We start from the raw sequence: 23980 nt of genomic DNA on the forward strand, positions 1-23980 counted from the left end.
GGCCGCCGCTAGGTCGCCAGACCGAGCTGACCGGCAGCCACGGAGAGCATGACGCTGAGGGCGTGGACGGCGTGGCCGACCTGGTAGGTCCTCTGCCCAGCCCTCACCACTGCCTCTCGTTCGGGCCGTCGGCACGCAGTGCGAGCCGGCTCCGCACGTCCGCGAAGGCGTCAGCGATCGTTCTCATCGCACAGGCCACCTGCTGCTCCAGCTGGCAGTCGGCCACCCCGTGCTCCCAGTCGACCATGTGGGAGGCGCCGACGGAGAAGGTCAGGGCGTCGTCGTTCTGACGCCAGAAGCAGGTGGGCCAGATGTGCCCACGGTGCCACTCCTCCAGCGCGAAGCGCACCTCGTCCAGGTGCTCCAGCGGCAGGTCCTCAAGCATGTAGCCCATGACGTTGAGGACCTCCCCGCTCTCGCCGCGCACCATGAAGGTCAGCAGGTCGTTGTCCCAGCGTCCCACCAGGTCGCCGTCGGAGTCCGTCTCGTAGACCCAGCCGTGGCGGTCGAGCAGCTCCTGCACACGCTCACGCGTGAGGGGACGCACCTGCTGGCTGGCCGACGCGCTGGCGGCACCAGAGTCCTGGCGTCGCGCCCCGGAGAAGAGACCTCGCACGCCCCTCACCGTCCTAGCACCTCGTTGAGGTCTGCGAACAGACCGTTGACCGTGGCGATCGCGCAGTCCACGTGCTGGGCCAGCTGGAGATCACTCAGACCGTACTCGTAGTCCACCGCGTGGCTGGCGAAGACCCGCACCTCGCCGTCGTCGTCAATCCGGTAGCTCGCGGTGGGCCAGGCGCTGCGCCGGTGCGAGGCGTCCAGGACCGTGCGCACCTGCTCCAGGTGGGTAGCGTCGACGGTGCCTGGCAGCTGCGCCCAGATGCGCAGCACCTCCTGCTTCTCCCCGGCCAGGGTGAAGTAGAAGGTGGCGTCGTCCCACATCCCGCCCAGGTCGCCGTCGGAGTCGATGAAGTAGCGCCAGTCCCGCTCCTTGAACAGAGCGACCAGACGGTCCTGGCTCAACGGCGCCAGCACCTGCGCTGAGCCCGCGGCAGGCCCCGGGGCCTGCGGGACGTGGCCCGGGGAACGGGAGAAGAGGCTCACGAGTAAGACCTCCCGTATCAGGTCGGCATGAGCACCGAGAACGACATGAGACACTGCTCACGCATCTTACAGGAGCTCACGCGCCGCCTAGGAGCGCCTCACCTGGTGTCCGGCCTCACGTGTGACCTGAGACGGTTCGGCGCGCCAGCCCTCGCCATTGACCTCCCGGACCCGTAACCTTCGACGCAGGAGCGATCCGTGCTGTCAGCCCCGTTCGGGTCCTGCACCGTCCTTGGAGGCGGGGCAGGGACACCCGTGAGTCTGTGCGTCAAGCCCGTCAGCCACCGCCGTCCACGGCCTGGTGCGGGGCGAGTGTGGTGGGCGAGGCGCGGCAGGAGGCTGGTCGAGGGGACCTGCCCCACACTCCGTGACCGGCCCCTACAGGCCACAGACGGGAACATCAATGAGTAGCACCACTGGGTCCACTGCATCTTCTGCCTCCTCCGGCCAGGGCGACGGCCCTCTGAGCCTCGACGACCTGTTCAACGCCGAGGTGGCTGGGGCCTCCTCGGCCCCGAGCGCCTCTGACACCGAGCCACCGGCCGGTCCTGCCACCGCGGAGGACGAGGAGCTCGACTCCTTCGTGGAGTCTGAGGACGAGCCTGACGACGTCGACACCGCTGGCGAACTGAACCTGCCCGAGAACGACCCCGAGGACGAGGGCGACCTCGACGAGGACGACGCTGAGGGAGAGGAGATGGACGAGGACGAGGTCGACGGCCACCTTCCCTTCGCCCCTACCACCGCCTCGGCCACCTCCGCGGACGAGGCCGCGGAGGACGACGACGCAGCCCGGAGCCCCGAGGAGGTCACCTTCGCCGACCTCGGCCTGCCTGCGGACCTGCTCAAGGCCGTGACCGACATGGGGTACGTCACCCCCACCGCGATCCAGCGCGAGGCGATCCCGGTCCTGCTGTCTGGCCGTGACGTCGTCGGCGTGGCCCAGACCGGCACGGGCAAGACCGCAGCCTTCGGCCTGCCGCTGCTCGACGCCGTCGACGCCCGTGACGGCGAGGTCCAGGCCCTGGTCCTGGCGCCCACGCGTGAGCTGGCCCTGCAGAGCGCCGAGGCCATCACGGACATGGCCTCGCGCTCGCGTGGTCTGGACGTGGTTGCCGTCTACGGCGGCGCCCCCTACGGTCCGCAGATCGGCGCCCTGAAGTCGGGCGCACAGGTCGTCGTGGGCACCCCTGGGCGCGTCATCGACCTCATCGACAAGGGCGCCCTGCACCTGGAGCAGGTGCGCTACTTCGTGCTCGACGAGGCTGACGAGATGCTGCGCATGGGCTTCGCCGAGGACGTGGAGACCATCGCCGCCTCCCTGCCCGCGGACCGCCGCACGGCGCTGTTCTCCGCCACGATGCCCCCGGCGATCCAGGCGGTGGCGCGTCAGCACCTGAGCGACCCGGCACGTGTGGAGGTCTCGCGCCAGTCCTCCACCGTGGACACGGTCCACCAGACCTACGCCGTCGTCCCCTTCCGCCACAAGGTCGGCGCGGTCTCCCGAGTCCTGGCCACCACCGAGGCCGAGGCCGCCATCGTCTTCGTGCGCACCAAGTCCACGGCCGAGGACGTGGCCATCGAGCTGGCAGGGCGGGGGATCCAGGCCGCTGCCATCTCTGGTGACGTCCCCCAGCGCGAGCGCGAGCGCCTCGTCGAGCGCCTGCGTACCGGCACCCTGGACGTGCTGGTGGCCACGGACGTCGCAGCCCGCGGCCTGGACGTCGACCGCATCGGACTGGTCGTCAACTTCGACGTACCGCGTGAGGCCGAGGCCTACGTCCACCGCATCGGCCGTACCGGACGCGCCGGGCGCCACGGCGAGGCCGTCACCTTCCTGACCCCCAAGGAGAAGGGCAAGCTTCGTCAGATCGAGCGCCTGACGGGTACCAGGCTGGAGGAGATCACTCTGCCCTCCCCCGCGGACGTCTCACGCCACCGTGCAGCCACGCTGCTGGACAAGGCGGCCGAGCGCCACGAGCGCGGCCGGCTGGAGATGTACACCGAGATGGTCCAGGACAAGGCAGCCGGTCTGGAGATCGAGGTGAGCGACCTGGCGGCCACGCTGCTGGCGCTCGCTGTGGGTGACGCCGGCCCCAGGACCTGGCAGGAGCGCAAGGAGGAACCGCGCCAGCGCGTGCGTCGCGAGGAGAACGTCGACTCCGAGGGCACCTTCGTCTCCGCCACCTTTGAGGGCGGACGTGACCGTGGTGAGCGTGGTCGCGGCCGCGACCGGATCGAGGGCAAGCCCGGTGCCAGCCGTGGCGGACGCCGTCACGAGGACGGCACCGGCACGGTCTACCGCGTCGAGGTCGGTCACCGCGACCGCGTCCTGCCCGGAGCGATCGTGGGGGCGCTGGCGAACGAGGGTGGGATCTCCGGCTCTGACATCGGCAAGATCGACATCCTCCAGTCCTTCTCCCTGGTCGAGATCCACGCCCCGCTGAGCGATGAGCAGCTCCAGGTCATGGGACGTGCCACCTTCGGGGGCCGTGAGCTGCGGATCCACCCCGACCAGGGTCCGGGCCAGGGCTGGGACGGCAGCGACAACGCTCCCTCCGAGCACAGCCAGCGCCGCTCTGAGCGTCCTCACCGTGAGGACGGCGAGCGCGGTGGCTGGCGTGGCGGGCGTCAGGACCGTGGCGAGCGTGGAGGCCGCGGCGGCTACCGCTCGGACCGCTCTGAGCGCGGCGGGTACCGCGAGGGCCGCCAGGACGGCGAGCGCGGTGGCTGGCGTGGCGGGCGTCAGGACCGTGGCGAGCGTGGAGGCCGCGGCGGCTACCGCTCGGACCGCTCTGAGCGCGGCGGGTACCGCGAGGGCCGCCAGGACGGCGAGCGCGGTGGCTGGCGTGGCGGGCGTCAGGACCGTGGCGAGCGTGGAGGCCGCGGCGGCTACCGCTCGGACCGCTCTGAGCGCGGCGGGTACCGCGAGGGCCGCCAGGACGGCGAGCGCGGTGGCTGGCGTGGCGGGCGTCAGGACCGTGGTCGTGACCGCTGGTAGGCCCGTGAGCTAGGACGGCGGCCGGCCCCGTACGGGGCCGGCCGCCGTCGTCCGTCTGTGCGCTGCGCCGACGGCTCCGTCTCCTAGCGCCTCGATGAGGACAGCTGAGCCAGGAGCCGCGACAGCTCCTCCCACTGCCTCACCTCAGCCTGAAGAGGCTGGAGCAGGTCCCTGCGCACGACGGCGTCGCTGGCCTCACGCAGCCTGCGCGCGGCCCGCCGCTGTACCCGTCGCGCGCCCAGCCGCGCCAGGGACCTGCCGGCCGCCGCGGCCGCCAGCCCTAGGACGACCCCGCCGACGAGTACCACCGCCGGCCAGGGCACGATCCCCCAGCGTGGGGGCTGAAGGTCGACGAGCAGCAGCCATCGTGCCAGGTGCGTGGCTGCCAACCACGCACCTCCTCCTAGGGCCGTCAGGGCCGCCAGCCACTGGACCCCGCTGGCGAGACGCCACCACCGAGGTGCGGGACCGACTCCGAGCGGCGTGCTACTCACCGCCAGGTCCAGCGCGGCCCCGAGCCGCTGGGCGCGGTCGTCGCTATGAGCGATGACCGCCGAGCGCGCCTGCTCAGGCAGGCTGCGACAGGCCAGGTCCGTCACGGTGCGCGCCTGAGTACGCAGCTCCGCGGCCGTCGCGGGGTCGATCGGCGGCAGGGAGCTGCGTCCAGTGACCTCGTCTGGGCCGGACCCCGTCTCCCCCTGAGTCAGGCTCCTGCCGGCTCCCAGGTGCAGGGCGCGGAGCGGGTCCTTGCGCAACCGGCCTAGCCACCGCAGCGGCAGCCAGCCGACGTGCGAGGCCGCCTCAGCGGCTCGCGCACGGCCCACGGCCCACGTGACGGTCTCCACCCCGCTGGCCCGGGCAGCGGTCTCCTCCAGCCGGGACCGGCCGAGGTGCACCCCGTCGTCCCTGTCCGCGTCGCGATCGTCCTGGATCGTGTCGGTACCAAGCTCATGGGCCAGGCTCCGCGCAGTCGTCCGCACGTCCGCATCCAGTCGCGCCGTCACCGCCTCCTGCTGAGCAGCCACCTGGCAGATCGTCTCGCGCAACCGCGCTACGCCCTGACCGGTTCTCGCGCTGAGCGCGACCGGCGAGACCGCTTCCAGTCCCTCGTCGTCCAGCAGGCACCTGAGGTGGGACAGGACGTCCTCCTGCTCCTGGCTACTGAGCAGGTCGACCTGGTTGAGCACGAGGCAGGTGACCTCCGCGTGGGCTGCCATCGGCACCAGGAAGTCGTGGTGGACGACGGCGTCGGCGTACTTCTGCGGGTCCAGCACCCAGACCAGGACGTCGACGAGGCCCGCCAGACGCGCAGCCGTACGGCGGTGCCCGGGCTCGTCGGAGTCGATGTCAGGCAGGTCGAGCAGGACCGTGCGCGGTCCCAGGCCAGCACCGGTGACCTCGACCCGTCGGTCCACCTTGAGCCAGTCCAGCAGCTCGGTGAGCCCCAGGTCCCCCGGAGGCACCGCGGCCAGGGGCGCCGTCGTCGTCGGGCGGCGGGCCGAGGAACGAGCGGCATCGGTCCCGACCAGGGCGTTGAACAAGGAGGACTTTCCGGATCCGGTCGTTCCGAGCAGAGCGACCACACAGGCTCCTGGCGCCAGCCGCTGTCGCTGCCCGGCCCGCTCAAGCAGCTCGCGCGCTGGGGCCAGGGCCTCGTCCAGCTGGGTGTGGTCCAGGCTGTGCCCTAGCGCCACAACCCGTTCCAGGCCCTCCAGCTGCTCCTGGAGCCGGAGCCTCATCGCTGCTCCTCCAGCCTGGAGCGCAACCGCTCCATGTCCTGGCGCAGCTGGGCGGAGGCAGGCACAGGCCGAGGCAGCGTGCCCAGCACCGCCTGAGAGTGCTCCTGGGCCAGCTCCTCCGTGCGGGCCAGGAGGTCCTCGTAGGCACGTGCGGCCATGGTCCGCATCGCCTGGTCCCCGAAGACGGCCTCCAGCAGTCGTTGGGCGACCAGGGCGGTGCCGCCGGCGATCCCGACCTCTCCCCCGCTCAGGCCCCCGGTGTGGGCGAAGACGACCACCATGAGCGCGACCCCGACGGCTCCCACGCCGAAGGAGAGCACCCGAGCCGTCAGACGACGGCTGGAGCCCTCCGCCCGCACCATCTCCAGGACGCCGGCCTGCCAGTCACGCACCAGTGCTCCCGCACGCTCGCTCAGCTCCTCGGACGTCGGCAGGAGCGTGCTCAGCTCCTCCACGGCCGCCGGCGCGCTGCCGGCTCGTCTCCAGGCTCGGTCAGTCTCCAGCGCAGCCTGTCCCAGCTGGGAGACCAGCAGGCGCACCACGCTGGACTCGATCGCCTCCTCAGCCTGTGCTGCCGGGGCCGGACGCCCCCGCAGCGCCGCACCCAGGCGGTCGCGCAGCCTGCTGACCTGTCTCTCCAGACCCCGCAGCAGCTCGCCGGTCCCCACCAGGTCCTGCCAACGGGCCAGGACCTCGCCGCGCAGCAGCGTGCCGTCAGCGATGGTGATCGCCACCTGCTCACTCGCCCGTTCATAGGCCTGTCTGGCGGCGTCCTGGAGCAGGTCGTGCTCGGCCTCCTGATCCTCCAGGGCGCGAGCGACCTCCTCGGTCTCCTCCGCTGCCGCCTGGAGGGCGCCGCGTACCGTCCGTCCGGACAGCTGCCGGCGAGCCTGGGCGTCAGCAGCCAGGCGACCCAGCCACTGCCCCACGGGCCTGACCACCTCGGAGGCAAGGAGCCCTTGCTCGTCTCGCTCGGCCTGGCCGATGACGAAGACCGGGGCCTGCCCCAGACCTGCCTCACCCAGGCGACGACGCAGGTCCGCCTCGACCTCGTCGGCCTCCGGCGGCACCCGGTTGAGCACGATCGCCACCGTGACGTCCCTGGCAGCGGCCTGACGCAGGTGGTGCCAGGGCACGGCGTCGGCGTAGCGGGCCGCGGTGGTGACGAAGACCCACAGGTCGGCGCTGGCCAGCAGGGCGGTGGCCAGCGCCCGGTTGTCGTCAGCCACGGAGTCGACGTCCGGGGCGTCCAGCAGCGCGAGGCCTGGGACCAGCCAGTCCGACTCCCGCAGCTCCAGCTCGCGGGCCGTCACCGAGGCCGGCGGGGTGGCCGGGGCCTGTGCCTCCACGCGTACACGGGCCAGGGAGCCGAGCACCCGGTCAGTCTCGAACCAGTGCCCCTCACCCGGGGCGTGAAGGAGCACGGGCCGGCGTGTGGTGGGACGGATCGCGGAGGAGGCGACGACCGGCCGCCCGACGAGGGAGGAGACGAGGGTGGACTTGCCCGCACCCGTCGAGCCTCCGACGACGGCGAGCACCGGGGCGTCCAGGGACTCCAACCGGGGCAGGACGTAGTCCGAGAGCTGATCGGCCACCTGCCGGGCACGCTCGGTCGCGTGCTGCCTCGTCGGCAGCTGGTAGGGCAGCTCGACCGTCGCCAGCCGGGACCGCAGCTGCTCGACAGCCCCGATCAGCGTCTCAGTCACCGCGTACCCGCAGCCGGGGACGCAGGTCCGCCTGGTCGGCCGGGACCCAGGTACGGGCGTCGGCCGGGACCTGCTCGCCGGAGCGGATGTCCTTGACCGAGTCCTCCTCGCCGTCGGTTCCCGGGAACCAGACGAAGGGGATGCCGCGCTTGTCGGCGAACTTGATCTGCTTACCGAACTTGGCCGCCGTCGGCGCCACGTCGGTGGGGACGCCGCGTGCACGCAGCGCGTCCGCCACAGCGTCCGAGGCGGCTCTGTGCTCCTCGTCGGTCACGGCGACGAGGACGGCCGTCGGGACGGCCCGACTGACCTCGACCAGCTCGTCAGCGATGACGCGCGAGAGCAGGCGAGACAGACCGATCGAGATACCGACCCCGGGAAAGGTGCGCTTGCCGTTGGAGGCCAGGGAGTCGTAGCGCCCTCCCGAGCACACCGATCCCAGGTCCTCAGCCCCTTCCATGAAGGACTCGTAGACCGTGCCGGTGTAGTAGTCCAGGCCGCGGGCGATCTTGAGGTCGGCCACGATCGCGCCGGGACGACGCCGGGCCGCGGTCTCCAGCAGGGTGGACAGCTCGTCCAGACCGGTCACCAGCAGCTCGGTGGGCTCAGCGCCGTCCAGGGCCTGGGTCACTGCCTCGCGCACCGCCTGCGGGTCCGAGGAGCAGATCGTGGCCAGGCGCAGAGCCGACTCAGCCTGGGCCTGCGTGGTCCCGACAACCTCGACCAGCTCGGCCGCCACGGCCTCGGGGCCGATCTTGTCGAGCTTGTCGACCACGCGCAGGACCTCGATCAGCTGGTCGTCGCTGATACCGATCGACTGGTAGAAGCCCTGGGCCACCTTGCGGTTGGACACGTGGACGGTCACCGCCGGGACCGGCAGGGCGGACAGGGCCTCGTGCATGATGAGCGGGGCCTCGACGTCATAGTGCAGCGGCAGGGTGCCGTCACCGACGACGTCGATGTCGACCTGGTAGAACTCACGGAAGCGTCCCTCCTGGGGACGCTCGCCGCGCCAGACCTTCTGGATCTGGTAGCGCTTGAAGGGGAAGTGCAGGAGGCCGGCGTTGTCGACGACGTAGCGGGCGAAGGGCACGGTGAGGTCGAAGTGCAGGCCCAGCTGCCTGGCCGGGTCGACCTCCTGCTCCCGCTCGGTGGGATCAGCCTGCAGCCGGGACAGGAGGTAGACCTCCTTGGAGGTCTCCCCCTTCTTCGTCAGCTGGGCCAGGGGCTCCACCGCGCGGGTCTCGATGCCGCTGTAGCCGTGGAGCTCGAAGGTGTGCCTCAGGGTGTCGATGAAGTGCTGCTCGATGACGCGTCCGGCGGGAAGCCACTCGGGGAAGCCGGACAGGGTGGACTGGGCTGGGCGCGCAGATACGGATGAGGCCATGGACGGCATTGTTCCACGGTTCCACGTGGGGCCCACGCGCACTGTCACGGACACCACCTGGGACCACCGCAGCCCACCTCCTTCATGTCCTTCAATGACGACTTGACATCCCCCCCCCCGCCATATCGTGACGGCGACGAGGCCGTGTTGCGCAGTCGCGAAGTCGGCCATCGTACGCACACGTCATCTCCCAGACCCCGTGAGGATCGACTCGTATGTCCCCTGTCTCCCGTCGCGCTCTTGCCCGAGGTGCCGCCTGGAGCGTGCCCGCCGTCGCCTTCGCTGCGGCAGCGCCGGCTACCGCGCTCTCATGCCCGCCATCCGTGAGAGATGATGTGGAAGCCGTCTTCAAGGCCCACAAGAGCCGGCTGCCCAGCATGGAGGGGGTCGACCTCGTCTTCAGCTTCCACAGCGCTGGCCACCTCAACGGCGCTGGCGGCGAGAACTCACTCCACCTCGTCAACCGTGGCACCGTGGGGGTTGACGCCTCCACCTTCCCCTTGCGCATCGACTTCGGCTTCAAGCACGTGGACACCTCCCCGGCGGTCAACACGACGTTCAAGGATGCACAGATCTCTGGGCCGATCGCCGCTAACCGTGAGGCCATCAACGTCCCGTGGAATCCCGCAGGCAACAACACCACGGAACCGGCAGACGCCGCCTTCGTTGGCCAGTGCAGCTCTGACCTCAAGGCCGTGGAACGCCGCGACCTGTCCTTCGGCTCCAGCTACCTGGACGTGCGCAACCCCGTCACCGGTGAGCTCCTTCGCGAGAAGGGGTTCGCGGAGCTGGGCGAGGAGTATGCGACCTGCATGCCTGACAGCGGCGGCGCGTACGGGTACGCACTGGTGTTCCGTCGCACCGTGATGCCCGACGAGCGGGTCAACGTGCTGGCCTACCGCCTGCGCGACGGCAGCGCCTCAGGGACAGGGACGGGGCGGATCTACGTTGCCTCGGGCATGCGCGTGCGTGGCTACTACCCTCCGAGCTGGGAGGAGCTCGTCTCCGCCGTCACGTGGAAGTATCCCAACCTCAGCGAGGAGGACGTGGCCGGCTGCTACCGCCAGGCCTATGACGCCCGGGCTGAGCAGTGGTACGCCAGTGGCGAGAGCCTGGCCGGCGCAAAAGTTAGTATTGCGGGCTGGTCTCGTTTCTTTGACCCCGACGCGGACGTCGCGGGCTGGACACACCCCACTGACGGAAACATGTGGACTTGGTCTCACGAGGTGGGAAGCTTCATGTCCGGCGGTGACGAGGCCCGTCAGGACCGGATCACGTCCGTTGCGCAGTGGAGCCCCACACTCGTCAAGACCAGCTCCAAGACCCAGTCCGTCACCGAGCTGCGCCACCGCGACGGGATCATCTAAGGCCTGAGCAGGGAGGCAAAGCCGAACTTGACATCCCCCCCCCCGCCATATCATGGCGGGGACGCGAGACAGATTGTCCCTTCCTCACGAGCACCTGACGGTTGTCAGGATGTGAGGGATCTAGGGTATGAGACAGCCACCAGCACTCTATGCGACTTAGCAGGTCTTCCCATAGAGTGCTGGTGGTGCCGGCTGTCAATGATAGCCTGCCCTTGCCGTACTGATAACCCATCTCCCGAGACTGAGGAAGACCTGCTATGTCCCCCGTTTCTCGTCGAACTCTTGCCAAAGGCGCCGCCTGGAGCGTGCCGGCGGTCTCGCTGGCAGCTGCAGCGCCCGCGCTCGCTGCCTCCTCTGAGGCCTGCCCGCCCGGCATTGTTGCCACAGCCACGTCAGAGGTCGAGGCGTGGTTCGCTGTCTACAAGGCCGCCCTGCCTGACATGACGGGCATCAAGTGGGCCGTCGCCCACATGGCGACCATCAACAAGAACGGAGCCCTTCACAATCCCGGCACCCTGTTCAGCAACATCGGGGAGCGTGAGGTTGACCTGGAGGCCCATCCCTTCATCTGGGAGGTCGGCGTCATGAACGTCGGCCTGGGCGATGGTGTCGCGATTGACACCTACTACCCGCCGTACCCGAAGAACACCGATCCCAGCACGGATAGCACAAATGTTCGGCAGACCTGGCACCCTCAGGGTGTTGCCGTGGGTTCCCCGATTGCCGAGGCAGGCAGGGAGCCCAAGCAGGTCTACACCTGCACGGGCAACCAGCGTGACTTCAACATGTCCTCATCTTACGGCCACCTGGTGAACCCCGAGACCTTCAAGAATCTCGGGCGTTCTGCCGTGACCGAGGAAGAGGGCGCGTGTGTCACGGACTCAAGCGGCCGAGGCTACCTCAGCTATCAGTTCGCGCACACGAGTACGTCGAGCAACAGGCCCGGGCGTGTGGTCACCCTGTTCGCCTACCAGCTCAGGGACGGCTCGTACGACGGAGGGACGATCTACGTCTCCCAGGGTATCCGTCCCCGTGGGTTCCAGCCGATGACGTGGGAGGCCGTGATGACCGCCGCCAAGGCATCCCACCCGGAGCTGTCCGACGAGCAGGTCAACAGCTGCTACCGGGCCGCCTATGACGCCCGCGTCAGCAGGTGGTTCTCCACACCGGATGACTTCCTGCGCAACGCGGAGATCTATGCGACGGGCTTGCGCAACTACCACGACCTGACTGTCACGACTGGTATCGGGAGCGGGCGCCGGGAGATCTTCACCTACTCGGGCCACGATGAGCGCGACTACACGCCCATCACCACCTCCGAGATGATCTGGTCGCACGAGTGGGGCAACCACATGGCTAGGAATACCTCCTCGACGATCACGCCCCAGCCAGGCGCACCGGACCTTGATGACTACCTGTGGCGGCGCTACCGCGACGGCATCATGTAGGACCTGCTCGTCCTCATGGTCAGGGGCGGTGCCTGTAAGCGCGCAGGCACCGCCTCTGACGTATATGACCTCCAGCAACGCGTACTACTCTGCTCCTCCCGTCTCTGGTCAGGCGTGCCGGTCCCCGCCGCGGACCTTGGCCTCGGCCAGGTAGGGGTTGCCGCGGTGCTCGTGCTCCATCGTCGTCACCGCCCCGTGCCCTGGCAGGAGCACCGTGGCAGGATCCACCGCCGCGGCGAGGAAGCGCAGCGTGGCCCACATCTGGACCTGGTCCCCGCCGGGCAGGTCAGTCCGCCCCACGCTGCCCTTGAAGATGACGTCCCCGCTCAGGGCCAGGAGGTAGCTCTTCTCCTCCACCGTCGAGGGGTCGTCCAGGACCTCAGCCTCGTAGAGCAGGTCGTTGTCGCCCAGGGTGGCGTTGAGGAAGAACAGGCTGGAGCCCTCCGAGTGCCCCGGGGCGGCCACCGCCTGGAGCCCGACTCCTGGCACGATCTCAAAGGCCTGGGTGAAGGCGGAGGCGGGAAGGATGCGCACGTCGCTCGGAGCCAGCCACGGGCTGGAGGCGATCTGGGCGAAGGTCATCCCGTTGGCCCGGATCGCCGTCGTCGTGTCGGGGTCCTCCAGACGGTAGCGGTCGGGCTCAGGGACGTAGACCGGGACGGTCACCGCGTCCTGGCTGGCGAGCATCCCCTCTGCGTGGGCGGCGTCGATGAGCCGCTGTGCGTCCCAGACGTGGTCGGCGTGGCCGTGGGTGAGCAGGACCGCCCCCAGGCTCAGGCCGTGGGAGCGCAGCAGGGCCAGGGCGCCGCGCGTGGCACCGGCGCCGGGGTCGACGACGAGGGCCGGGTGTCCGGGCCCGTCAGCCAGCACGTAGCAGTTGGCGCCGAAGACAGCAGCGAGGGTGCGCTCAAGGATCATGACCCCAGCCTAGCCGGGCAGCATGATCCGCTCGGGATGGGTGTAGACGTTCATCCGCTCGCCGCGCACGAAGCCGATCAAGGTCATGCCGACCTCCTGGGCGACCTCGACAGCCAGCGATGACGGGGCGCTGATCCCGGCCAGGACGGGGACGCCGGCCATGGCTGCCTTCTGGGCCAGCTCAAAGCTGGTGCGGCCGGAGACGAAGAGCACCGTGCCGCGCGCCGGACGCAGTCCCTGCTGCATCGCCCAGCCCACGACCTTGTCCGTGGCGTTGTGCCTTCCCACGTCCTCGCGTGCCACCAGGAGCCGTCCCGAGGCGTCAAAGAGCGCGACGCCGTGCAGGCCCCCGGTGGAGGAGAACACCTTCTGGGCCTCGCGCAGCGCCCTGGGCATCGCCAGCACGGTGGCCGCCCCGACCTGGACGTGGTCAGCGTGCAGGTCCCAGGGCACCTGGGTACGCAGCAGGTCGACCGACTGGGTCCCGCACACTCCGCAGGCGGAGGAGGTGACTACCTGTCGCAGGCGCTCAGGCGGGACCTCCACCCCCGGTGCCAGACGCAGGTCCAGGACGTTGTAGGTGTTGACGGGCCGGCCGGTGGCGTCGTCCGTGACCGAGCCCGCACAGTAGCGCGCCGTTCGCACGTCCTCCAGCGTGGTGATGACGCCCTCGGCGGCGAGCAGGCCCTGCGCGAGCTCGACGTCGTGGCCGGGAGTGCGCATGGTGACCGTGTAGGGCTCACCACCCACGCGGATCTCCAGCGGCTCCTCGACGCTGAGCGTGTCCACCCGGCCCCACCCGGAGGGGTGGTCGGCGTCGACAGCCAGGATGCGGTGACGCGAGGTCAGCCTCGACATCAGAAGATCGAGTCCTCGGGCCACTCGCCCCCTGGCTCGGTGACCGAGCGTCCCTGCACCAGCTTGTCCATGAAGCGGCGGCGCTGGGGCCGCACGGTGTAGACAGGGTCCTTGGCGCTCTCCAGCCCCGCGTAGTAGATCGCGAAGCGGGTGCAGGCGCTTCCGGCGATGAGGGCCGCACCGGACAGGGCGGCCACACCACGGTTGCGTCCGGCAAACAGCGCACCCACCCCGCCCAGGGTGGTCAGCGCCTTCGCGGCCTTGTGCAGGGCGCCAGCCCTTCCCTCATGCAAGGGCTGGCCCTCCTCACCCAGACGCCGCTCCATCATGTGGTCAGCCACCAGGTCGCAGGCGGCGGCCACGGCGGCCAGGCGCCGTACCGGCGCGGTCTCGGAGGGCTTGTTGAGCAGGAGGTTGAGGCCGCATCCCGCCCCTTGGCCAGAGGCCACGAAGAGGAAGGGCATCTCACGGTAAGACTGGTGCCACAGCGGCGTGGCGGTGTCGGAGAAGAGCACCGCGGTGTAGGCAGCCAGGGGCGGGGCGAAGAACGCTGCCCCGGCCGAGGCGAAGATGGAGGACACGTCGACCAGCTCACGCCACCACGACTCACGCCGCAGCCAGGGCTGGACGATCTCCAGGGCTGCTGCTCCCCCGGTGAAGACCGAGAATCCCGTGAGGATCCACGAGCCCACGCTCATGGGGCTGGTGAGCTTGGCGGTGCGCATCATGTTGAGGAAGCGCTCGGGCCGGCCCAGGTCGATGACCAGGGCAGTAGCACCGACGCCCAGTGAGCCCAGTCCCGCGATACGCGCCACGCGCCGCAGGGAGTGACGGTGCGTGATGTCCGCGCCAGCACCGATGAGACCGGAGCCAGCCGCCATGCCACCGAAGAAGAGGTAGAGCGCGATCTCCTCCTCCCAGGGTGCGGGCTTGACGATGTTCTGCCCGTAGTAGGAGATGAAGTCGGCCTCGGGCACCATCGAGTCCGGACCGACGGCCTTGCGGCGCCGTTTCCTCCCGTCGCGCGCAGGCACGGGCGGACGCAGGGAATCGAGGTCTGTGACGGTCACTTCTGCCTCCCGTGAGCGATGAACATGCCGAGGGCCGTGGCGATCATGGCCGTGCCCGCGACGCCGGCGAAGTTGAACATAGAGGCCAGGTCTGCCGTAGGGACCTGCGGGTCCGGCGGCAGGCCGTAGGCCTCCGGCTCGTCCATGAGCAGGAAGATCGAGCCGGTGCCCCCCACCCCGTCCTCCGGGTTGGCGCCGTACAGCCGTGCCTCGGTGTGACCCTGGGCGTGGAGCTCGGCCAGCCGGGCCCGGGCGCGACGCACCATCTCGTCGTGGTCACCGAACTGGATGGACTCGGTGGGGCAGTTGGTCGCGCAGGCCGGCTTCTTGCCCGCCTTGAGGCGGTCGTAGCACAGCGTGCACTTCTGGGCGACGCCGCCGTTGGGGATCTCCTCGCTGTGCCCGCCGATCGTGATGGTGCCCTTCTCACGACGGTCGATGACGCCGAAGGGGCACGCGGCCACGCAGTACCCGCAGCCGTTGCACACGTCAGCCTGGACGACGACGGAGCCGAACTCGCTGCGGAACAGAGCCCCGGTGGGGCACACGTCCAGGCAGCCGGCGTGGGTGCAGTGCTTGCACACGTCCGAGCTCATGAGCCAGCGCACGGCCGGCAGTCCCTGAGGCTCCTGGCCGCCTTGGCCCGGCTCAGCGCCCTGACCGGGTACTGAGCCGTCCGCCGTCGTCCCCTCCTGCTCGGCCCAGCCGGGCCGGTGACCAGGCATGCCCAGGGCGACCACGCCGGAGCGTCGGGCTGCGGCGACCTGCTGGCTGGTCTGCTCGACGAAGGCCACGTGGCGCCACTGGTTGGCGCCCAGGTGGTAGGTGTTGTCGAAGGAGTTGCCGGAGAAGGTGTTGCCGTGCTCGTGCTCCTGGCGGGCCGGGACACGGTTCCACTCCTTGCAGGCCACCTCACAGGCCTTGCAGCCGATGCAGATGGAGGTGTCGGTAAAGAAGCCCTGCCTCTTGTGCTCGCGTCCGTACCCGACGTCGCGCAGCGGGTCGGTCGGGCCGTGCAGCTGGTTGCGAAAGATGCTCATGCGATGCTCCCGGATGCGGTCGCCAGGCTGCCCAGCGGGTCCTGGCCGGTGGTGGGGGTCAGGCCGGCACGACGCTGGTACTCACGCATGAGCTCCAGACGTGCTGGCCCTGTAGGACGCCTGCCCGGGCGGATATCGACCGTCGAGGCCTTGGAGTCCTGGATGTGGGTGTTGGCGTCCAGCACGATGCCCAGCAGGTCGTTGGCCGAGTCACCGGTAGTGATGGAGGTCACGCCATTGCCCCAGTGGAAGGGCATGCCGATCTGGTGGACCGTACGACCACCCACCTGAAGCGGGGTGAAACGGTCAGTCACCAGCACCCGGGCCTCGATGACCCCACGCGGTGAGACGAGCGTCGCCCACCCGCCGTTGTCCAGGCCCTTGTCCGCAGCCAGCTCGCGGTCGACCTCGCAGAACATGGCGGGCTGGAGCTCCGCGAGGTAGGGCAGAGTGCGGGTCATGCCGCCGGAGGTGTAGTGCTCGGTCAGACGGTAGGTCGTGAGCACGTACGGGTAGACCTCCGCACCCGGCTGGTCAGCCGACGGAGCGAAGAGGTTGTCCGCCCGGTCGAAGTTCTCGCGGGTGGGGTTGGCCTGCAGGTCGTACAAGGGGTTGGCCAGCGGCGACTCCTGCGGCTCGTAGTGGGTCGGGAAGGGGCCGTCGACCAGGCCCCTGGGAGCGAAGAGCCAGGCCTTGCCGTCAGCCTGGGCGGTGAAGGCGTCGGTCCCGTCCAGGCCGGCCAGGCCGTGCACGTCCTGGGGCGCGACGTAGTCGGGCGCCTTGGTCGCAGGGAAGTCAGGGACGTCGTCGCCGACCCAGCGCTCAGACTCCTCGTCCCACCACACCAGCTTCTTGCGCTCGGACCACGGACGGCCCTGAGCGTCAGCCGAGGCCCGGTTGTACATGATGCGGTTGTTGGCCGGCCACGCCCAGGCCCAGTTGTGCGCCAGGGGGCCGTCCTGCTCGCCCCGGTCAGGACGCCGGGCCGCGTGATTGACGCCACCGGCGTAGATGCCGGTGTAGAGCCAGCACCCCGCTGAGGTGGTGCCGTCGTCCTTGAGGTCGGCGTAGGCGCTCAGCGGCTGGCCCTTCCTCTCCCCCTCCAGGTGGTACCCGTTGATCTCGGCCACCACCGACTCCGGGTCGATCTCGCCCTCGGCGTCGGTGAGGTAGTCCCAGGTCATGTCCAGCAGGAGGCGGTCCACCGGGTCGGTGGAGCCAGCGAGCTTGTCCTGGATGCGCTTGCCCAGCAGGTAGTAGAACTGCAGGTCCGAGATACCGACGCCAGGGGCGTCGGCGGCCTTGTGACGCCACTGGACCAGACGGTGGGTGTTGGTGAAGGTGCCGGCCTTCTCCGCGTGGGAGGCGGCGGGCATGAGGAAGACCTCTGTGCCGATCTCCTCCGTCACCAGCTCGCCGGTCTCGATCTCAGGAGCGTCCCGCCAGAAGCTCGAGGTCTCGGTCTCACGCAGGTCACGCACCACGAGCCACTTGAGCCTGGACAGCGCCAGGCGCTGCAGCCGCGAGTGCGCCTGGGCCACAGCCGGGTTCTGACCGATGACGAAGTAGCCCTCGACCCCGCCGTCCATCATGCGCAGGACGGTCTGGTAGGTCCCGTGCGCACCGGTGAGCCGCGGCAGCTCACCGAAGTGGAAGTCGTTGTCCGGCGTGGCGGACTCACCCCACCAGGCCTTGAGCAGGCTGACGGTGTAGGCCTTCGCCGCCGCCCAGCTGCCCTTCTGCTCGGTGGAGGACACTCCGGCCAGGTACTGCTCGAGGGTGTCTGACCTTCCTGCCACCGGCATCGGCAGGTAGCCGGGCAGGATGTGGAAGAGCGTGGGGATGTCGGTCGACCCCTGGATCGAGGTGTGCCCCCGCAGGCCCATGATCCCGCCGCCCGGGCGTCCCATGTTGCCCATGAGCAGCTGGAGGATGCCGGCGGCCCGGATCATCTGGGCCCCACCGGTGTGCTGGGTCCATCCCAGTGCGTAGCAGAAGGTGGTGGTGCGCTCACGGCCGGAGTTGGCCACGACGGCGTCGACCAGGTAGTCCAGGTCCTCCTGGCTGATGCCGCAGATCTCCTGGACGAGCTCGGGAGTGTAGCGGGCGAAGTGGCGCCGCAGCAGGTTGAGAACGCACCGAGGATTGGTGAGCGTGGGGTCGGTCTTGATGCGCGAGCGGCGCATCGGGTCACCGTCCTGGCCGTCGTCGGCCTCGTACTCCCAGGTCGAGGCGTCGTAGGTGCCGGTCTCCTCGTCGTAGCCGGAGAACAGACCGTCCAGGTCCTCAGGGTCGGCGTAGCGCTCCGAGACGACGGAGGTGGCGTTGGTGAAGGTCAGGACGTAGTCCTTGAACCACAGGTCCTCGCTCAGGACCCGGTTGATGACCGCGCCCAGCAGGGCGACGTCGCTGCCCGTGCGAATGGGGATGTGCCGGTCAGCCTGGGCGGAGGTGCGCGAGAAGCGGGGGTCGATGTGGATCACGGTGGCTCCACGCTTCTTGGCCTCGACGACCCACTGGAAGCCCACCGGGTGGGCCTCGGCGAAGTTCGAGCCCTCGATGATGACCAGGTCAGCGTTGGCGATGTCCTGCAGGGACAGGGTCGAGCCGCCGCGCCCGAAGGAGCCAGTCAGACCCGGCACCGTGGCTGAGTGGCAGATGCGTGCCTGGTTCTCCACCTGGACGACGCCCGAAGCCGTGTACAGCTTCTTCATGAGGTAGTTCTCCTCATTGTCCAGGGCAGCGCCTCCCAGGTGGGCGATCCCGAGCGTGCGGTGCAGGTCGGTGTGACCGGCGTCATCAGACTCCTGCCAGGTTCGCCTGCGCGTGTCGATATAACGGTCGGCGATCATGTCGATCGCCGTGTCCTGGTCCAGGTCCTCCCACTGCGTGGAGTAGGGACGGCGGTAGCGGACGGTCCCGATGCGTGTGGGCGAGTTGACCAGCTGCTCCGAGGCTGACCCCTTGGGGCACAGCCGGCCGCGGCTGACTGGGGACTGCGGGTCACCCTCGATCTGGATGATCTTGTCGTCCTTGACGTAGATGAGCTGTCCGCAGCCCACTGCGCAGTACGGGCACACCGAGCGCACCACGCGGTCGGCCGTCTCGGTGCGGGCCTGGACGGCCTTGGTGGTCGGTGAGGTGACCGAGCGTCCGCGTCCCAGGAAGTCGCCGGAGACGACCTGACGGACGACGGGCCAGTCCAGGAGAGTTGGCAGCTGTGCCATGGGGACCTCCGGGTCGAGAGTGGTGTACAGAGCGAGGCGGGGCCTGTACCTCCTGAGGCCACCGTAGGGCGCAGGTCCCCTTCATGTGGCGCTTTGGGCGATCACGGTGCGCCTGTCGCTGTTCTGGCCCGGGATCACGCTGTCTGGCCCCGCGATCGTCACACGGGCTACCGACCGCGACAGGAGCGAATTTAGAAAGACAGGTGTCCGACAAAGTCCTTCACCTCACCATCGTTTTCGCCCAGGGCGCCACCAGCCTCCGGCCCTGCACACCCAGACGCCGCAGCGGGTAGGCTCGTGACGCTGTCGCCTTGCGGCACCACCACCATCACCCGGCCCCGGCCGGGCGGACACGGAAAGGGCGCGCACGCGCTCGACCCCGTCAACCACTGAAGGAGCACATCGTGACCGAGCAGTCCGAGCAGTTCGAGTCGTCCCAGCCTGAGACCCTCAGTGCTGCTGAGCCTGTCACCGAGTCCGTCACCCAGGACGAGACCGGTCCCCAGACCGCTACCACCGGCCCGTCCGGAACCGACCCCGAGGCCTCGTCCGGCGAGCAGGCGGCCTCGCAGCCCACCACCTCCGAGTCGGTGGCTGCTGCTGAGCAGCAGGCCGCCTCCGCTGAGCAGCAGGCCGCCTCTGAGCCCGCCGCTGGCGCCGAGCCGCTCCCCACGCCTGCCAGTCTGCCCTCCCCCTCTGTCGCAGCACCTGCCGCCCCGGCCGAGAGCGAGGTCGACCCGCAGGAGGCCATGGACGCCGCCAAGTGGGGACGCGTGGACGGCGAGGGCAAGGTCTACGTCCAGGACGGTGGCACCGAGCGCGAGGTCGGTCAGTTCCCCGACGCGCCGATCGCCGAGGCCATGGCCTTCTACGTCCGTCGCTTCCTCGACCTCAAGGCCACGGTGGACCTCTTCGCCACCCGCCTGCCGCAGCTGTCGGTACGCGAGATCGACTCCACCCTGGCCTCCATCGAGGCCTCGCTCAAGGAGCCGGCCGCCGTCGGCGACCTGGAGGGCCTGCGCGCCCGCTTCGCCGCGCTGCGCGCCGTGGCCGCCGAGCGTCGTGAGGCCGTGACGGCCGAGCGTGCCGCCGCCAAGGAGCAGGCGCTCAAGGACCGCACGGCCCTGGTCGAGCGCGCCGAGACGATCGCGGCTCAGGACCCGGCCCGTACCCAGTGGAAGAGCTCGGGCGCTGAGCTGCGTGAGCTCCTGGAGCAGTGGAAGGGCGCTCAGCGTCGCGGACCGCGCCTGGACCGTCCCACTGAGGACGGGCTGTGGAAGCGCTTCAGCCACGCCCGCACCACCTTCGACCGCCACCGTCGTCAGTACTTCAGCGAGCTCGACGCCAAGCAGGCCAAGGTCAAGGCTGCCAAGGAGGCGCTCATCAAGCGCGCCGAGGAGCTGCAGCACTCCACCGACTGGGCAGGTACCTCAGCCAAGTACCGCGACCTGATGGAGGAGTGGAAGAAGGCCGGCCGCGCCTCGCGCAAGGAGGACGACGCCCTGTGGGCCCGCTTCCGCGCCGCCCAGCAGGTCTTCTTCGACGCACGCCACGCCAAGGACGCTGCGGTGGACGCCGAGCTCGCCGAGAACCTCAAGGTCAAGGAGGCGCTCGTCGCCAAGGCGGAGACTCTGCTGCCCGTCAAGGACGTCAAGGCCGCCAAGAAGGCCCTGCGCCCCATCCAGGACGCGTGGGAGGAGGCCGGACGCGTTCCGCGTGCTGCGGTGCGTCGGATCGAGGGGCGCATGCGCGCCGTCGAGGACGCGATCCGTGAGGCCGAGAACGCCGAGTGGCGCCGCTCCGACCCCGAGACCAAGGCCCGCGCCGAGGGCCTGGCCGGTCAGCTGGAGGACTCCATCGCCGAGCTTGAGGCGGACCTGGCCAAGGCCCAGGCTGCTGGTGACTCCAAGAAGATCGCGGAGGCCGAGGCCGCTCTGACGGCCCGCCGTGCCTGGCTGGAGCAGGTGCGTCTGTCCGCCCGCGCCTGAGCGTCCTCAGGCGGCTTCCGGACGCACGAGCACGGGGGCGGGTGACGCTGGTCGTACCAGCGTCACCCGCCCCCGCTCATACGCAGGGCACGTTGTCCACAGGCTCTTCCCTCCGTGTAGCGCACGGTGAGGGTCTCGGTCACGATGGCGCTATGACGACGACGTCCCTGGCTACCGTGGAGCTGCGCGCCTACCCCACCGCTGACCGGTGGTGGTCCCCTCCGCCCACCTCTCCAGTCACCAGCTCCCTGAGCCCGAGCGAGTGCGCCCTGCTCCGGGACCTGGGCACGCAGGCCCTGCTCACCGCCGAGGTGCTCGGCAGCCTGTGGCCCCGGGACCTGCTGACCTCACCGGCAGGCCGGGTGCGGGCCCTGCGGCCCTGGCTCCAGCCGGCGATGACGCTCATGGGAGCCGGGGCGCTGTGGGTGCACACCGGCGACAGCGCACCTGATCGGATCGTCGTCGCCTCCACCGACCGCTCCGGTGCTACCAGGCGTACCGTGGCACGGCGTGTGAGCCTGCCCCCTGTCGACGTCGTTGAGGTCGCTGGTCAGCGCTGCACGAGCCTGGAGCGGACAGCGGTTGACCTCGCGCGCACGGCGCCTCCCCTCCAGGCTGTCCAGGCCGTGCTGCGGGCCCGCGGCGCAGGAGTCCCTCGCACCGCCCTGCTCGCCGCGCTGGAGCGGTGCCGAGGCTCGTGCTCCAGCGGGAGACCGCGCGCACGCGCGATCATCCACGCGATCTACGACGGCGGCCCTCCCCCACCGCCGAGCACGGGACGGCCCGGCAGGAGTCAGGAGTGACGCCGTGACGTCGAGGTCGTCCGCCGCGCCTCGAAGACACCGTCGATGCGCCGTAGCGAGGTCAGGGTGTGGTCCAGGTGGCTGGCCTCGGCCAGCTCGACGACAAAGCGTCCCGTGACCACGCGGTCACGGCTGGTCCCGATGTTGGCACTGATGAGGTTGACGTGGTTGTCAGCCAGGACCCGGGTGATGTCTGCCAGCAGGCCGCCACGGTCCAGGGCCTCGACCTCGACCTGGACCAGGTAGGCGCTGGGCGCGTGGTCGGCCCAGTGGACGTCTATCATGCGCTCGGGCTCGCGCTGGAGCTGCTCGACGTTCAGGCAGTCGGTGCGGTGGACCGAGATGCCAGAGCCCCGGGTGATGAAGCCGATGATCGGGTCGCCCGGCATCGGGGTGCAGCACCGGGCCAGCTTGACGTAGACGTCACCGGCGTCCATCCCCTCGACGACGACTCCGGAGTCCGTGGAGCGCGGGCTGCGGTGGGAGGAGGCGCGGGTCGGGACCACTCCCTCGGCCAGGGTCTCCTCGGCACCAGCCTCACCGCCCATCGCGGCTACGAGCGTGTCCACGACGTGCTGGGCCGAGACGTGTCCCTCACCCACCGCCGCGTACAGGCCGTCAATATCTCCCTTGTCCAGGGTCTTGGCCACGTCGGTGAGCGAGTCGTGGCTCATCAGGCGCTGGATGGGCAGGTCCTTCTTGCGCATCGCCCTGGCGATCGCGGACTTGCCCTCCTCGATCGCCTCCTCCCGGCGCTCCTTGGAGAACCAGGAACGGATCTTGTTACGCGCGCGGGGCGAGCCCACAAAGCTCAGCCAGTCACGTGAGGGGCCGGCCCCCTGGGCCTTGGAGGTGAAGACCTCGACCGTGTCACCGTTCTCCAGCTGGGTGTCCAGGGGCACGAGACGTCCGTTGACCCGCGCCCCCACGGTGCGGTGGCCGACCTCTGTGTGCACCGCGTAGGCGAAGTCGACCGGCGTCGACTTGCCGGGCAGGGCCAGCACGTCCCCCTTGGGGGTGAAGACGTAGACCTGGCTCCCGGCCATCTCGTAGCGCAGGGAGTCGAGGAACTCGGCCGGGTCCTGGGTCTCCTTCTGCCAGTCGACGAGCTGGCGCAGCCAGGCCATCTCACCGGCGTCCGCGTCCACGGTCCTGCCGCCCGCTGGCGTCGGGCCGGTGGCGTTGGGGTCCTCCTTGTACTTCCAGTGCGCCGCCACACCGTACTCGGCCATCCGGTGCATCTCGTGGGTGCGGATCTGGATCTCGACCGGCTTGCCGCCCGGCCCCACCACGGTGGTGTGCAGGGACTGGTAGAGGTTGAACTTGGGGACGGCGATGTAGTCCTTGAAGCGACCGGACATCGGTGTCCAGCGTGAGTGCAGCGCCCCGAGCACCGCGTAGCAGTCCTGGATGGTATCCACGATGACGCGCACGGCCACCAGGTCGTAGATGTCGTCGAAGTCCTTTCCTCGCACGATCATCTTCTGGTACACGGAGTAGTAGTGCTTCGGTCTGCCTGTGACCGTGCCCTTGATCTTGTCGACCCGCAGGTCCTCCTCGATCTGCAGGCGCACCTGACGCAGGTACTCCTCGCGGGCCGGTGCCCGCTCGGCGACCATGTGCTCAATCTCCTCGTAGACGCCGGGGTACAGCGCCTTGAAGGAGCGGTCCTCCAGCTCCCACTTGATCGTGTTCATGCCCAGGCGGTGGGCCAGCGGGGCGTAGATCTCCAGGGTCTCCTTGGCCTTGCGGGCAGCACCCTCGGCGGAGACGTACTTCCAGGTCCGGGCGTTGTGCAGCCGGTCCCCCAGCTTGATGACAAGGACGCGGATGTCCTTGGACATCGCGATAATCATCTTGCGCACCGTCTCGGCCTGCGCGGCCTCGCCGTACTGGAGCTTGTCCAGCTTGGTCACGCCGTCGACCAGCAGCGCGATCTCGTCGCCAAAGTCCGCACGCAGACGGTCCAGGGTGTAGTCGGTGTCCTCGACCGTGTCGTGGAGCAGGGCGGCCGCCAGGGTCTGCGGGGTCATGCCGAGCTCAGCCAGGATCGTGGCAACCGCTACCGGGTGGGTGATGTAGGGCTCCCCGGACTTGCGCCGCTGACCATCGTGCGCCTTCTGCGCCACCTCGTAGGCCCGCACGATCAGGCCCGTGTCCGCCTTGGGGTGGTTGGCCCGCAACGCACGCAGCAGCGGCTCGATCGCCGGGGGCGTGGAGTGGCCCCGGGAGCCGAACCAGGCCAGACGGCTGCGGACGCGCGATCCTGGGACGACGCTGTCAGCGCCGGCGTCGTGGGTGCTCCTCGTGTCCGTCATATGCGG

16 protein-coding genes are annotated in these 23980 nt (G+C 69.7%); 5 read left to right on the forward strand and 11 right to left on the reverse strand.

The window, feature by feature from the left end; all coding sequences use genetic code 11:
• Nucleotides 1–103 precede the first annotated feature (103 nt).
• Nucleotides 104–616, reverse strand: coding sequence for a type III secretion system chaperone family protein (locus HRL51_RS06230; protein WP_172192636.1), 513 nt, complete (start codon nucleotides 614–616; stop codon nucleotides 104–106).
• A 5-nt stretch (nucleotides 617–621) separates the two neighbouring features.
• Nucleotides 622–1104, reverse strand: a complete 483-nt coding sequence (locus HRL51_RS06235) for a type III secretion system chaperone family protein (protein WP_172192638.1) — start codon at nucleotides 1102–1104, stop codon at nucleotides 622–624.
• Between the two features lie 403 nt (nucleotides 1105–1507).
• On the opposite strand from HRL51_RS06235, the gene HRL51_RS06240 reads away from it, so the two are divergent.
• Entirely contained in the window at nucleotides 1508–4105 is a 2598-nt protein-coding gene (locus tag HRL51_RS06240; protein ID WP_194256513.1) for a DEAD/DEAH box helicase, read from the forward strand.
• A gap of 83 nt (nucleotides 4106–4188) precedes the next feature.
• Here the strand turns inward: HRL51_RS06240 and HRL51_RS06245 are convergent, their stop codons facing one another.
• The 3 genes from HRL51_RS06245 to hisS are packed head-to-tail and all read right to left on the reverse strand — an operon-like array spanning nucleotide 4189 to nucleotide 8946.
• The gene (locus HRL51_RS06245; protein ID WP_172192650.1) at nucleotides 4189–5844 is read right to left on the reverse strand and encodes a GTPase; all 1656 of its coding nucleotides are present in this window, start codon (nucleotides 5842–5844) and stop codon (nucleotides 4189–4191) included.
• Nucleotides 5841–7550 (reverse strand): dynamin family protein, encoded by a 1710-nt coding sequence (locus HRL51_RS06250; protein ID WP_172192652.1) that lies wholly within the window; start codon nucleotides 7548–7550, stop codon nucleotides 5841–5843. Before HRL51_RS06250 ends, HRL51_RS06245 begins: the two co-directional genes overlap by 4 nt.
• Nucleotides 7543–8946, reverse strand: coding sequence for a histidine--tRNA ligase (hisS, locus tag HRL51_RS06255; RefSeq protein WP_172192654.1), 1404 nt, complete (start codon nucleotides 8944–8946; stop codon nucleotides 7543–7545). The genes HRL51_RS06250 and hisS overlap by 8 nt, the downstream gene beginning before the upstream one ends.
• A gap of 206 nt (nucleotides 8947–9152) precedes the next feature.
• On the opposite strand from hisS, the gene HRL51_RS06260 reads away from it, so the two are divergent.
• Entirely contained in the window at nucleotides 9153–10304 is a 1152-nt protein-coding gene (locus tag HRL51_RS06260) for a hypothetical protein (RefSeq protein ID WP_172192656.1), read from the forward strand.
• A 257-nt stretch (nucleotides 10305–10561) separates the two neighbouring features.
• On the forward strand, nucleotides 10562–11752 hold the full coding sequence (locus tag HRL51_RS06265; protein WP_172192658.1) for a hypothetical protein: 1191 nt from the start codon (nucleotides 10562–10564) through the stop codon (nucleotides 11750–11752).
• 108 nt (nucleotides 11753–11860) lie between these two features.
• Here HRL51_RS06265 and HRL51_RS06270 read toward each other — a convergent pair whose 3' ends face one another.
• Genes HRL51_RS06270 through fdnG form a run of 5 tightly spaced genes read right to left on the reverse strand, consistent with a single transcriptional unit; the run spans nucleotide 11861 to nucleotide 18865 of the window.
• Nucleotides 11861–12670: an MBL fold metallo-hydrolase gene (locus tag HRL51_RS06270; RefSeq protein WP_172192660.1), complete on the reverse strand. Its 810-nt coding sequence runs from the start codon at nucleotides 12668–12670 to the stop codon at nucleotides 11861–11863.
• Nucleotides 12671–12679: 9 nt separating this feature from the next.
• On the reverse strand, nucleotides 12680–13528 hold the full coding sequence (gene fdhD, locus HRL51_RS06275; protein ID WP_172192662.1) for a formate dehydrogenase accessory sulfurtransferase FdhD: 849 nt from the start codon (nucleotides 13526–13528) through the stop codon (nucleotides 12680–12682).
• Nucleotides 13528–14598 carry an NrfD/PsrC family molybdoenzyme membrane anchor subunit gene (nrfD, locus tag HRL51_RS06280; protein ID WP_172192664.1) on the reverse strand — a complete coding sequence of 357 codons (1071 nt, stop codon included), beginning with the start codon at nucleotides 14596–14598 and terminating at the stop codon, nucleotides 13528–13530. The genes fdhD and nrfD overlap by 1 nt, the downstream gene beginning before the upstream one ends.
• Nucleotides 14595–15638: a 4Fe-4S dicluster domain-containing protein gene (locus tag HRL51_RS06285; protein ID WP_172120106.1), complete on the reverse strand. Its 1044-nt coding sequence runs from the start codon at nucleotides 15636–15638 to the stop codon at nucleotides 14595–14597. The genes nrfD and HRL51_RS06285 overlap by 4 nt, the downstream gene beginning before the upstream one ends.
• Complete coding sequence (fdnG, locus tag HRL51_RS06290; protein WP_172192666.1) at nucleotides 15635–18865, reverse strand: formate dehydrogenase-N subunit alpha; 3231 nt, start codon at nucleotides 18863–18865, stop codon at nucleotides 15635–15637. The genes HRL51_RS06285 and fdnG overlap by 4 nt, the downstream gene beginning before the upstream one ends.
• Nucleotides 18866–19269: 404 nt before the next feature.
• Here fdnG and HRL51_RS06295 point away from each other — a divergent pair, with 404 nt between their 5' ends.
• On the forward strand, nucleotides 19270–20853 hold the full coding sequence (locus HRL51_RS06295; RefSeq protein ID WP_218957614.1) for a DUF349 domain-containing protein: 1584 nt from the start codon (nucleotides 19270–19272) through the stop codon (nucleotides 20851–20853).
• Nucleotides 20854–21005: 152 nt separating this feature from the next.
• Nucleotides 21006–21656 carry a hypothetical protein gene (locus HRL51_RS06300; RefSeq protein ID WP_172120108.1) on the forward strand — a complete coding sequence of 217 codons (651 nt, stop codon included), beginning with the start codon at nucleotides 21006–21008 and terminating at the stop codon, nucleotides 21654–21656.
• On the opposite strand, the gene HRL51_RS06305 is transcribed toward HRL51_RS06300, so the two are convergent.
• Entirely contained in the window at nucleotides 21647–23974 is a 2328-nt protein-coding gene (locus HRL51_RS06305; protein ID WP_172120109.1) for a RelA/SpoT family protein, read from the reverse strand. The two genes, HRL51_RS06300 and HRL51_RS06305, sit on opposite strands and share 10 nt — an antisense overlap.
• Nucleotides 23975–23980: the final 6 nt, after the last annotated feature.

Origin of the sequence: Actinomyces faecalis (assembly GCF_013184985.2) — a bacterium.
GTDB lineage: Bacteria > Actinomycetota > Actinomycetes > Actinomycetales > Actinomycetaceae > Actinomyces > Actinomyces faecalis.